This window comes from Marinospirillum celere, assembly GCF_900112235.1.
Classification (GTDB): Bacteria; Pseudomonadota; Gammaproteobacteria; order Pseudomonadales; family Halomonadaceae; genus Marinospirillum; species Marinospirillum celere.
In genome coordinates this window covers 695,742-707,985 of record NZ_FOLH01000001.1, presented here as the reverse complement: position 1 = coordinate 707,985, position 12,244 = coordinate 695,742, and the positions used below count along the sequence as shown (strand labels likewise).

The following is a 12,244-nucleotide window of genomic DNA, read 5'->3' as shown; positions in this document are numbered from 1 at the left end:
AAAATTCTTGTGTATACTCTTTGTATCGAGTTGGTATAGAAATTATTGAGGAAGCCGATCATGCTGATGTCAAAACGCTTTGCCCAAGGCCTTCTAGTGCTCTTGATTAGTTTCCTGTTGGCAGCCTGCGGCAGTGTCAAAATCAAAGACTTTGAAGGCCAGGAGCCTGAATTTAAGATAGAAAGCTACTTCCTCGGTGAAACCTGGGGCTGGGGCATGGTGCAGGATTACTCTGGCAAAATAACACGCCAGTTTACCGTGTATATTGAGGGTTATATGGATGGCGATACCCTGGTTCTGGATGAAGACTTTGTTTATTCAGATGGCACTGAAGAAAAACGCATCTGGCGCCTGACGCCCAAGGATGAGAACTGCTACACAGGAACTGCCGGTGATGTTGTTGGTGAAGCTACTGCCTGCAATTACGGTAATGCCTTTCACATGAAGTACCGCCTGCAAGTTCCCATAGGTGAAAGAGAATGGGTTTTTACTATGGATGACTGGATGTACAAGCAAGAAAACCAGGTGGTGTTCAATAGAACCCGGATGAGCAAATGGGGCATCACTTTGGGCCATGTTACGCTAACCTTTACTAAACAGCCGCTTGACTGAGGATATCCCCATGCCTGTTTTAATCCTGTTACTGGCTCTGATGGTGACTAGTCCCCTTTTGGCAGCCGAAACCAAGACCTGCCCGGCCATTTTGAGTTCCACCCAACCCAAGCTACATTCAGGCGAGAGTGTGGATCTCTGCGAATTTGCCGGCAAACCCTTATTAATTGTGAATACAGCCAGCCACTGTGGCTATACAGGTCAATTTGAAGGCCTGGAGAAGCTTCATCAACGCTATCAAGACCAAGGCCTGGTCGTGCTGGGCTTTCCCTCTAATGACTTTCGTCAGGAAGCCAGTGACGAGGCCAAAACAGCTGAAGTCTGCTTTATCAATTATGGGGTCACCTTCACCATGCTGAGCCCCACAGCCGTGGCTCGTGGTGATTTAAATCCGGTCTTTTCCGAACTTAGCAACCAGGGCGCAGGCTTGCCACGGTGGAATTTCTACAAATACCTGGTTAATCGTGACGGTGAGCTGGTTACCAGCTTTGGTAGCCGTACCCGTCCTGAATCTCAAGCTATGCAGGAAGCGCTAGAAAAATTGCTATGAGCAGGGCTTGGCTGCTGGTGGTGTTGATCAGTTCCAGCGTGCTGTTACTGGCAGGCTGCTCAGGATCTTCAACCCAGCAGCTCTTGGATGATTACTTAACCCGAGTGACCCGTGCACTTGAAATTGATGCCATTCAACCTGAAGCCCGCCCTACTCTGCCTAACTGGCCCAGTGCATCACAGCGTGAAGTTCCGTTGCAGGGAATACGCCTGGGACTCCTTGAAGCCTATGGCCTAAGAGCTTGCCCTGATTTACTCACGCGTGTTGCTGAGCGCAATAATCAGCTCGGGCGGGTGATGATTCCATCCCAGCGCTTTTTGTATGAACTGCGCTTAGCTTCCACTCTACAAAGCTGCGTTGAAAACCCCAGTACTCAAGTTGAAGCTGAAACTCTGGAAGAGCTGGAAAGGCTGACTCAACAAGTTTATCGGCGTCTTCCGGCAGTCTTTTGGAATTTTCTGGTCAGCAGTGATGAAATGGCCGGGCTGTTTAGTCTCAGTGGCGAAGGTTTAAGCCCTGATCGCCACCTGCCCCTCAGTGAACAACAGACGCAGCTTGAATACCTTCTTGAAACCGCACGACTGCTCGAAAACCAGCAACGACCCAGCCGTTATCAGGATTTTGAGCGGGAACTAAGAGTGTTTCGTGATCAGGCGGTTGTCGGCCAGCTTTTACGGGCTTTTACTGATGCCAATCGCTATTTACAGGCCGTCAATCATCAGCTTCGGCAAAGGCTTGAAGGTACCCTCTTGTGCCCACGCCCTACTCCTGAGCTACCCCGTGCCCAAATCAGCCAGAATGTGCTTTTAAATGTGTATATTGCCGATGTTCAACCCTGGTTTGCACGCCTGGAACGCAAAGCCCAGATCTGGCTTCCAGCCATCAATCAACTCCTGGACTCTCCACTGGCTCCATCTGCCATTCAGGAATATCGTGAAACCTGGATTAACCCAGACAATCCGGAAACTCCCTGGCGTCGCTTTCAGGAACTCAATCGTCAACATGCCGGTTACTGGGAAAAGTTACTGCAACAGTGCGGTCTGCAGCCTGGTCTAGCTGATTGAATCTTGACTCCGGGTGCAATTAAGTTAGGCTGGATGCAATAACCCTCAATAATGGAAGGTTAATGTCCAAGGTCTATAACCATAAAATGGAAAATCGGCACCCCCTATTGCAGCTCTTTGTCTTTGTCAGCTTTTTCAGTCTCAACCTGGTTGCTGAAACGCTGCGCCTGGGCGTTCTTTCACCCCGGCCTGTAGAAATCACTCAAGAACGCTGGCAACCCTTGGCGGAGTATCTGTCCGAAGCCCTGCCTGACCATGAGATAGAGTTGATAGCAGCCAACTATCTGGAGCTGGATCAACTGGTTACTCAAGGAGAATTGGACTTTGTACTGACCAATCCCAGCCACTATATTCATATTCGCTACCATCAAGAGTTATCAGGGGCTCTGGCAACCCTGATGGTCGAAGACCAAGGCCATGCCCTGACTGGCTTTGGGGGTGTCATCTTCACCCTGGCAACTTCCGATATCCATCAACTGAGTGATGTATCCGGCAAAAACCTGGCGGCCGTAGCAACTGATTCTTTGGGTGGCTATCAAGCTCAGGCGTATGAATTGCTTCAGGAAAATATCAAAATCCCTCAGGATCTCAATAATCTATTCCTGACGGGCATGCCCCATGATCAGGCCGTTCAGGCTGTGCTGGATGGCCGTGCCGATGTGGGCTTTGTACGTACCGGAATTCTCGAAGCCATGGCTGCTGAAAATGCCATTGACCTGGACCAGCTAAGAATCATCAACTCAGACAGGGTTCAACATTTTCCTCTCCTGATTTCGACGCGCCTCTATCCTGAATGGCCTTTTATCGCCCTTGCGCGAGTGGACTCATCCATTTCTCGCAAAATTGCTGGTGCCCTGCTACTGCTTTCCAATACATCACCCGTAGCCGAGGCAGCACAGGTTCAGGGTTTTTCCATTCCTGCCGACTATGCACCTGTTGAAGACCTTGCTCGTGCCTTGCGTTTGCCGCCCTATGATCAAGAAGTGCAGTTGAGCCTGGCTGATATCTGGGAACACTGGCGGAATCTGGCTTTAACTCTTTTGACGGTAGTAGCCAGCGTTTTATTGATTGGTAGCCTCTACCTCCTGTACATCAATCGGCGCTTGGCACGCTCCTATACTGAAATTAGTGCTATGGCAAAACGCGTCAACCATCTGGCTTATTTTGACACTCTTACGGGTTTGTCCAATCGTGCCTTCCTGCATGAACAGTTGGATAAAATCTTCCAGCAAAACCACAGTCAGATGAAGCACACCAGTAATCTGCTGGTATTTATCAACCTTGATCGCTTTAAGGTACTTAACCTGGCCCGAGGCAACAACTTTGGTGACCAACTGCTCAAGGCAGTGGCTGAAGAACTACAGCAAACCACGAAAGCGCTAGTGTTGCCGGCAACAGCCAGCCAGCAGGTTGCCCGTTTAAATGCGGATGAATTTGCGGTTTTGCTGGCCTTTGATCGTAAGTTAAGTAGCCACCAGGAATGGAAACTGGGCGAACAGGTTGCTGAGCGACTGAAAGAACGCTTTAGCCAGCCCCTGGAGCTTGAAGGCGAGGCGCTAAACCTATCCGCACGCATGGCCAGCAGTTATTTCCCCGACAGCCCTCAGGACTCAACGGAAGCTGTTGTGCGTCGGGTTAATACGGCTCTGGATATGGCCAGGCGTCAGGGGGGTGGCTGCTTTGTCTTTTTTGAAACCCCTATGGGCGAGCAGGCTATTGAGCATTTTGAAATTGAAAAAACCCTGTCCCAGGCAATACGCAATCATGAACTCTGCTTGCATCTACAACCCCAGGTAACCTCAGAAGGTCAGCTTAAAGCAGCCGAAGCCCTGGTGCGCTGGGAACATCCTCAAAAAGGACTACTGAGTCCGGGCCTCTTTATTCCAGTCGCTGAAGAGTCGAACCTGGTTGTTGAAATAGGCTGCTGGGTTGTTACTGAGGCCTTAAGACTCATTCAGGTGGCTAGAAAACGCGGACTGGATTTTGAGATGTCCATCAATATCAGTGCCCGACACTTCCACCAAAAGAATTTTGTCGATTGGTTGAAAGATCAGGTATATGCTGCAGAAATCAATCCAAAATACTTGACTCTGGAAATCACAGAAAGCCTGATTATTGATAATATCGATGAAGTTGTAGAGAAAATGCGAGAGCTTCGCCGTTTTGGTCTTAAATTTTCAATTGATGATTTTGGTACTGGCTATTCTTCGCTTTCCTACCTCAAACACCTGCCCATTCATGAGATCAAAATTGATAAAAGCTTTGTGCAGGATGTTTCCACGGACCCAGACAGCGCAGCGCTGGTAGAAACGATTCTGGCCGTTGCGGAAAAAATGCAGTTGCAGGTGGTTGCCGAGGGGGTGGAAACCCAGGAGCAGTTGGAGTTTTTGGCATCCAAAGCCAAGATTCTTTATCAGGGCTATTACTTTTCCAAGCCTCAACCCGGTGAAGCCTGGATCAACAACCTATAAAACCTGGATGCGCCCCGAAGAGGCTTCCTGCAAGGCGACCCTGCAAAGTTCCAGGTCCTCTGCTTCGCCTGTCAGCTTGGCAATAATCTGCTGCTGATAATCAACCTCCAGCGTCAGTGCCCGTTCTTCAGCCTGGTGGCGTAATTGGGATTCAAATTCATAATCCAACTGCAAGCAGAGTTCGCTCAGGGTTTTCACTTCAATAAGATCAGCGCTATTCAGCGGTTCACTAATCGCCTGGCTATAAGCCCTGACCAAGCCACCTGCGCCCAGCTTGGTACCGCCAAAATAGCGCACAACTGTCGCCAACACTCTATCCAGCTGCTTATGCTGAAGCACCCGCAACATGGGTAATGCAGCGGTCCCCGAAGGCTCACCATCATCAGATTGAAGCACCTGGCCTTCAACCAGCATGCAAAAGCAAAGGTGGCGCGCTTCAGGATGCTGGGCTTTAAGCTCAGCTAGGCGCTGCTTACCAGCTTGATGGCTGTCAATAGGTTCTATACAGCCCAGAAAGCGGGATTTCTTGATGATTACTTCACTGTGTAGGGCACCGGCCAGTGTTTTGGTCATCAAAGCCCCTGTTTGCGCCTTTCATCGACCGGGATGCCACCGACGCCCCAGTTTTCCATTTCCACCTCATCGATGACCACAACAGTGGTCGATGGGTTTTTACCCAGAACATCCACCAAAAGTTGGGTTGCACCTTCAATCAATTGCTTTTTCTGTTCTTGGCTGACTCCTTCACGAGTCACCTTGATATTCACGTAAGGCATAAGCAGGTCCAGTAGTTTTGTATTGAAAGTTAAAGCGTTATGATTGTCGCATATTTATCAAATCTTTGTCCCTCTCACAGAAGGAAGCTGCATCTTGTTACGCTACCCCTATACCGGTCGTGATCTGGCCAAGGCTCAGAATATTGAGGATTTAGCCGCCAGAGCAGCAAAGCGCTTACCCAATTTTTGCATGGAATACCTGGAGGGAGGAGCCGATGACGAACTTACTCTAAGGCGTAATCGTGAAGCCTTCCAAGCCATAGAGTTTCGGCCCCGCACCCTCGTGGATATCACCCGCCGCAGCCTGAGAACCAAAATCTTTGAGCATTCTTCCAGCCTACCCCTGGCGATAGCACCGACTGGCTTTAACGGGCTTTTGAGTCATCAAGGGGATCTCAAGCTTGCATTGGCTGCCCGGGATGCGGATATTCCTTTCATTCAAAGCATGGTTTCGACCCTGCCTTTGGAGCTGATTGCGGAAACCGGTGTGCGCCACTGGATGCACCTCTATTTGTTCAAGAACAGAGACAACCTGAAAGGTATTATTGAGCGCGCCAGAAAAGCAGGATGCGAAGCTCTGGTGATTACCACGGACACCTCGATTATTGGTAATCGTGAGTGGGATAAACGCAACTACCGGGCACCTATGAAGCTGAATGCCCGCAATCTAGCCCATTTGGCAACACGACCCGGTTGGATTTGGGATATTTTGATTCCTCATGGCATGCCTAAATTTTGTAATCTGGGTGACTTTCTGCCTCCTGAGAAAGCCAGCGCCAAGAATGCGGCCACCTTCCTGACCCAGGAAATCGATCCTTCTTTGAACTGGCAGGATATCCAATGGTTAAGAGATCTCTGGCCCGGAAAACTACTCATCAAAGGCATTCTAGCCAGCGAAGATGCGCTTCTCGCCAAGGAACTGGGCGTTGATGGCATCTTCCTGTCCAATCATGGTGGACGTCAGCTAGACTCGGTTCCCAGCCCAATAGATGTCTTACCGGAAATTCGCCAAGCAGTAGGCGAAGATTTTTTTGTCGCTGTAGATGGCGGGCTCAGACGAGGCAGTGATGTTATCAAGGCACTTTGCTTGGGTGCTGATTTGGTAACCAGTGGCCGAGCAACCCTTTATGGACTGGCGGCAGGTGGCCGCAAGGGTGCTAAACGTGCTTTGGAGATACTGACTTCGGAAATGGATAGAACGCTCGGTTTGCTGGGCTGCACCCAATTGGAGCAATTGAATAAAAGCTACCTGATGCCGACGACCAGAGTTCAGTATCAAAAAACCTTGTAACCCAGCTCACGCAGCAGTTGACTTAGCTTTTCCAGGGGCAGGCCCACAACATTGGTGTAACTGCCTTCTATACGCTCCACAAGAGCAGCTCCCCGCCCCTGGATCGCATAACCCCCGGCCTTGTCACCGGATTCACCTGTAGCGACATAGGCGCGAATTTCTTCGTCATCCAGATGACGAAATACAACCTGGGTGGTCACCACGGCGGTTAACCAAGTGGCACCCTGAACGAGAGCCAGGGCTGTTTTAACTTCATGGGCACGTCCCGAAAGACGTTGCAGCAGGTTTACCGCGCCCTCTGCATCTTCAGGTTTACCCAAGGGGCGGCCATCCAAGACCACTTCAGTATCGGCTGCCAAAAGCGGATACTGAGCTAAAGTGGCTGGAAGCTCACTAGCTACGCGGTGGGCTTTGGCGATTGCCAGGCGCAGTACTAGCTCTTCTCCTGCTTCTTTACCGACCTGACTTTCATCAATATCAGCAGGACGCACTTCCAATTGAAGGCTAGGTAGTAGCTGGTGGAGAAGTTCACGTCTGCGTGGTGAAGCCGAAGCCAGCAACATTTTAGACAAGGGTTTCCAATCCATGCTAGTCACCTGCAACCCAACCTTCCCGACGGGGATCAGCCCCGCCCAAAATACCTTGAGGGGTTACCAAGAGCCCTTGAATACCACTGGTCAACTCTCTTTCTTCCACTTTTTGACCCCTGGCTTCAAGGCTGACCAGCAGATAGTCATCAAAGCGGCCTTTTTCCAAGAGGGTTCTGGAATCAAAGGCAGCAATATTGGGTAGTTGGATAGCATCCTGAGGCGAGAGTTGCCATTGCAGCATACCCAGAAGGGTTTTGGCCGTGTAATGAATAATCGCTGCACCACCGGGTGAACCCAGGCTGGCAACCAGTTCTTCAGAGTGAGGGTTAAAGACCAGTGTTGGGCTCATACTCGAACGTGGACGCTTGCCTGGTTCGACACGGTTAGCGATAGGTCGACCTGCATCATCTTCAGGCCGAAAGGAAAAGTCAGTCAGTTGATTATTCAGCAGATAGCCACCAGCTAATCCGGTGCCACCATCAACCAGAATTCGGCTACCAAAAGCCTGTTCAACAGAAGTGGTCATGGCCAAACCCCGGCCCTGGCTATCGATAATACTGATATGGCTGGTCCCATACTCAGGCTGTTCAGGCTGCGGGGCCAGGTTGCTGATAAGGTTGCCTGGAAACCCGGCCCTGACTTCATCCCGAGCGACGGGAGCTATCTCGCGGGCTCTGGATTTCAGATAATCAGGTTGTAAAAGACTGGACCAGTCACCGCCTGGGGCTTCCACAAAATCAGGATCGGCAAGGTATTTGGCGCGGTCTGCAAAGGCCAGACGTGAGGCCTCAATATACAAATGCAGACCCTCAGGCGAATAAAAATTTTCCTGGTTGGCTGTCTCGGGTTTATTGAGAACTTCCAGAATACCGAGAATCTGCATTACTGCCAGCTGCCCGGATGAAGGTGGTGGAAAACCGCAGACCAACTGCTCCAACCAACTCGCACACAAGGCTTCACGAGCGATCGGCTGATAGCCCGCCAGGTCCTCAAGCGTCATACTACTGGGTAGATGCTCGGTACGGGTAATATTTTCCAGTAGGTTTTCAGCTAGAGCGCCGGTGTAAAAGGCTTCTGAGCCTTCCTGAGCGAGCTGCCGATAGATAGCTGCCAAGGCTGGATTGGTTAACAGATGCCCTTCCGGTAAGGCTTCACCTTCTTGGGTAAAGTAAAAACCACGTGCGGCGGGGTTAGAATGCAGCAAAGGGTCTGCTGCCAGCATTTGATGCAGCCGTGAACTGACTGGAAAACCTTCTTCTGCCAGCTGAATTGCAGGTTCAAAAAGCTGCTCCCAGGGTAGCTCACCCTGTTCCTTATGCGCAGCTTCAAGCATAGCCAACAGACCAGGCACACCTACTGCCCCGCCGCTGGCTACGGCTTCCATAAAATTCATGGGGCGGCCTTCAGCATCCAAAAAAAGATCAGGCGTAGCTCCGGCTGGAGCAGTTTCCCGGCCATCCCAGGCAATCAAATGCTCGCCATCCCAACTCAATAGAAAACCACCGCCCCCTATGCCACTGGACTGGGGTTCAACCAAACCCAGGACCAGCTGCACAGCAATAGCTGCATCAACCGCACTGCCACCCTGCTCCAGAATTTGCTTGCCTGCTTCAGCAGCCAAGGGATTCGCAGCAGCAACGGCATAGTTTTCATGCACCCAGCCCTCGCGCTCCTGAAGACCTGTCGCCATTTCCGGTTGTTGTAGCTCAACGGGATCAGGACTGGAAACATCTTCAGACAAGCCAGCACAACCGATCAGCAGTGCTGCAAAAGCCAGGGCCAGGGGTGTTTTTCTAGTCATTATCAAGACAGCTTTACCGTGTGGAACCGTTATTCAGGCATTTTTAAGGGTTCGGGAGAGACGATAATCCCATTATTATCGGCATAGACATAATCGCCGGTAACAAAGGTCACACCACCGAAGGAAACAGGCACCTGATACTCACCTACACCCTTTTTCTCAGATTTTTTGGGATGGGTACCCAACGCCTGAACACCGATATCCAGCTGATTAATGATATCAACGTCACGAATACAGCCGTACATGATCACGCCTTCCCAGCCATTTTTGACGGCCTTCTCAGCCAGCATGTCACCCAGCATGGCACAGCGGAAAGAACCACCGGCATCGACCACCATCACCTTGCCTTTACCCGGCTTGTCGACTTCTTCTTTAACCAGCGAGTTGTCTTCAAAACACTTGATGGTAACAATTTCACCACCAAAGGAATCACGGCCACCCAGGTTCATAAACATGGGTTCAACCACGTCGATCAAGTCAGGATAGGCGTCACAGAGATCAGGGGTTACGTATTGCATGCTAGCTCCTTGTTATCACTTGCTTTAAGTTGAAGGCTGATCAGGCTGGATGCCGGTGTTGCTTGTCAGGCTGTCTGCAACAGGACGTTGCAGTCAGAGCTTACAGGGATGTATTCACGCGTCCTGACAAGCAAGCTCCGGCGTCTAGTCTATTTCTTTAGCTCTCAGGTGTCTCATTGGCCAGGCTAAACCAGGTATCCAAAACGGCATCCGGATTCAAGGAAACTGAATCGATGCCCTGCTCCATCAACCAGCGTGCCAGGTCGGGATGGTCAGAAGGCCCCTGACCGCAGATGCCAACGTATTTGCCCTGCTTCTTGCAGGCTTCAATCGCCATGGATAGCAGGCGTTTAACGGCAGGGTTGCGTTCATCAAACAGGTGCGCAACGATGCCGGAGTCTCTATCCAGCCCCAGGGTAAGCTGGGTCAGGTCGTTGGAGCCGATGGAGAAGCCATCAAAGTACTCCAGGAACTCTTCAGCCAGCAACGCATTGGCGGGCAGTTCGCACATCATGATCAGTTTCAGGCCGTTTTCACCGCGTACCAGGCCATTAGCTGCCAAGAGGTCGGAAACCCCTTTAGCTTCGCCAGGTGTACGCACAAAGGGCACCATGATTTCGACATTGTTCAAGCCCATGACATCACGGACTTTTTTCAGTGCTCGGCATTCCAGCTCAAAACAATCCTGAAACTTCTCGGAAATGTAGCGCGAAGCCCCGCGGAAACCCAGCATGGGGTTTTCTTCGGCGGGCTCGTACTGCTTGCCACCGATCAGGTTTTCATATTCGTTGGATTTAAAGTCGGACAGGCGCACGATGACACGTTTCGGCCAGAAGGCTGCCGCAAGACTGGCAATCCCTTCCACCAGTTTTTCGACGTAAAAGTCGACGGGTCCAGCATAACCGGCAATTCGGCTATTAATGCTTTTTTGTAGATCACTGGGCAGGCTGTCGAATTCCAGCAGCGCCTTGGGGTGAACCCCGATCATCCGGTTGATGATGAATTCCAGGCGGGCCAGGCCGACACCCGCATTGGGCAGAGCCGCAAAACCAAAGGCTCGGTCCGGGTTGCCGACGTTCATCATGATCTTGAAAGGCAGCTCTGGCATGGCATCAATGCTGTTGGTCAGCAGTTCATAATCCAGAATACCGGCATAAACAAAGCCGGTATCGCCTTCGGCGCAGGAAACAGTGACTTCAGTACCATCTTCCAGCTCTTCAGTGGCATCACCACAGCCAACCACGGCAGGAATCCCCAGTTCACGGGCAATGATCGCCGCGTGACAGGTACGCCCACCACGATTGGTGACGATGGCTGAGGCCTTTTTCATGACCGGTTCCCAGTCAGGATCGGTCATGTCGGTGACCAGAATATCACCGGCTTCCACCTTGTCCATTTCATGAGGGCCGGTCACGATACGGACCTTGCCCGCACCAATACGCTGGCCAATGGCACGGCCTTCAATCAACACTTCGCCCTGTTCTTTGAGCAGAAAACGTTCCATGACATTGTTGCCGTCACGGCTTTTCACCGTTTCTGGGCGGGCCTGAACGATATACAACTGACCATCATCACCATCTTTAGCCCATTCAATATCCATAGGGCGCTGGTAGTGCTTCTCGATAATCATCGCCTGACGTGCCAAGTTCATGATTTCATCATCATTCAAAGAGAAGCGCTGACGATCTTCTGGGGCGACTTCGACGGTCTTAACTGATTTACCCGCCGAGGATTCTTCACCGTAGACCATCTTAATTAACTTGCTGCCCAGGTTACGACGCAAAATTGCCGGACGCCCTGCTTCCAGAGTCGGCTTATGAACATAGAACTCATCCGGGTTGACCGAGCCTTGAACCACGGTTTCACCCAGACCGTAGGCACTGGTCACAAAAACCGCATCCCGAAAGCCGGATTCAGTATCCAGGGTAAACATCACCCCGGCGGCACCGGTTTCCGAGCGCACCATCTTCTGAATGCCCGCTGAGAGAGCAACCAGGGAATGATCAAAACCCTGGTGAACGCGATAGGAAATCGCTCGATCATTAAACAGAGAGGCAAAGACTTCATGCACGGCCTGCTTGACCTGAGCAAAGCCTTCGATATTCAGGAAGGTTTCCTGCTGGCCAGCGAAAGAAGCATCCGGCAGGTCTTCCGCCGTTGCTGAAGAGCGCACAGCAACTTTTAATTGAGGATGCTGTTTTTCGAGGTGCTGATAGGCTTCAGCCAGGGCTTTTTCAAGCGCTTCGGGAAAGGGTGTATCTATAATCCACTGACGAATTTGAGCACCCGTGGTAGCAAGAGCTCGAACATCATCAACATCCAGCTCATTAAGGGCCTGATTGATACGATCAGCCAGACCACCATGCTTCAAAAACTCGCGGTAGGCCTCAGCAGTGGTCGCAAAACCACCGGGCACCTGTACACCAACTGAAGCTAAATTACTGATCATCTCACCCAGGGATGCGTTCTTACCGCCAACCCTTTCAACGTCATTCATACCCAGATGATCAAACCAAAGAATATGCTCGTTGTTTTCACCCGCTGCAGTCTTGCTCAAGACAGGCCTCCCGT

Annotated in this window: 11 protein-coding genes; 5 read left to right on the top strand and 6 right to left on the bottom strand. The window is 51.1% G+C overall.

Annotated features, from left to right (window positions below; all coding sequences use genetic code 11):
- Nucleotides 1-60: 60 nt before the first annotated feature.
- The 4 genes from BM185_RS03305 to BM185_RS03290 all read left to right on the top strand — a co-directional run bounded on the left by BM185_RS03305 (nt 61) and on the right by BM185_RS03290 (nt 4,697).
- Nucleotides 61-612: a DUF3833 domain-containing protein gene (locus BM185_RS03305; protein ID WP_245751663.1), complete on the top strand. Its 552-nt coding sequence runs from the start codon at nt 61-63 to the stop codon at nt 610-612.
- Nucleotides 613-622: 10 nt separating this feature from the next.
- Nucleotides 623-1,162, top strand: coding sequence for a glutathione peroxidase (locus tag BM185_RS03300; RefSeq protein WP_091959211.1), 540 nt, complete (start codon nt 623-625; stop codon nt 1,160-1,162).
- Nucleotides 1,159-2,226 (top strand): DUF3080 family protein, encoded by a 1,068-nt coding sequence (locus BM185_RS03295; protein ID WP_091959208.1) that lies wholly within the window; start codon nt 1,159-1,161, stop codon nt 2,224-2,226. Before BM185_RS03300 ends, BM185_RS03295 begins: the two co-directional genes overlap by 4 nt.
- Before the next feature lie 62 nt (nt 2,227-2,288).
- Complete coding sequence (locus BM185_RS03290; RefSeq protein ID WP_091959205.1) at nt 2,289-4,697, top strand: EAL domain-containing protein; 2,409 nt, start codon at nt 2,289-2,291, stop codon at nt 4,695-4,697.
- Here the strand turns inward: BM185_RS03290 and BM185_RS03285 are convergent.
- Together BM185_RS03285 and BM185_RS03280 are read right to left on the bottom strand one after the other, a co-directional pair.
- Nucleotides 4,692-5,270, bottom strand: a complete 579-nt coding sequence (locus BM185_RS03285) for an IMPACT family protein (protein WP_091959202.1) — start codon at nt 5,268-5,270, stop codon at nt 4,692-4,694. The genes BM185_RS03290 and BM185_RS03285 overlap by 6 nt on opposite strands.
- Entirely contained in the window at nt 5,270-5,473 is a 204-nt protein-coding gene (locus tag BM185_RS03280; RefSeq protein ID WP_091959199.1) for a tautomerase family protein, read from the bottom strand. Before BM185_RS03280 ends, BM185_RS03285 begins: the two co-directional genes overlap by 1 nt.
- A gap of 94 nt (nt 5,474-5,567) precedes the next feature.
- On the opposite strand from BM185_RS03280, the gene BM185_RS03275 reads away from it, so the two are divergent.
- Nucleotides 5,568-6,764, top strand: coding sequence for an alpha-hydroxy acid oxidase (locus BM185_RS03275; protein ID WP_091959196.1), 1,197 nt, complete (start codon nt 5,568-5,570; stop codon nt 6,762-6,764).
- Here BM185_RS03275 and BM185_RS03270 read toward each other — a convergent pair.
- From BM185_RS03270 to ppsA, 4 genes are all read right to left on the bottom strand, one after another.
- Entirely contained in the window at nt 6,749-7,351 is a 603-nt protein-coding gene (locus tag BM185_RS03270; RefSeq protein WP_091959193.1) for a Maf family protein, read from the bottom strand. The genes BM185_RS03275 and BM185_RS03270 overlap by 16 nt on opposite strands.
- Nucleotide 7,352: 1 nt before the next feature.
- Complete coding sequence (gene ggt, locus BM185_RS03265) at nt 7,353-9,155, bottom strand: gamma-glutamyltransferase (RefSeq protein WP_091959190.1); 1,803 nt, start codon at nt 9,153-9,155, stop codon at nt 7,353-7,355.
- A gap of 29 nt (nt 9,156-9,184) precedes the next feature.
- Entirely contained in the window at nt 9,185-9,673 is a 489-nt protein-coding gene (rraA, locus tag BM185_RS03260; RefSeq protein ID WP_091959187.1) for a ribonuclease E activity regulator RraA, read from the bottom strand.
- A gap of 157 nt (nt 9,674-9,830) precedes the next feature.
- Nucleotides 9,831-12,230 carry a phosphoenolpyruvate synthase gene (gene ppsA / locus BM185_RS03255; protein WP_281247323.1) on the bottom strand — a complete coding sequence of 800 codons (2,400 nt, stop codon included), beginning with the start codon at nt 12,228-12,230 and terminating at the stop codon, nt 9,831-9,833.
- Between the last annotated feature and the right edge of the window lie 14 nt (nt 12,231-12,244).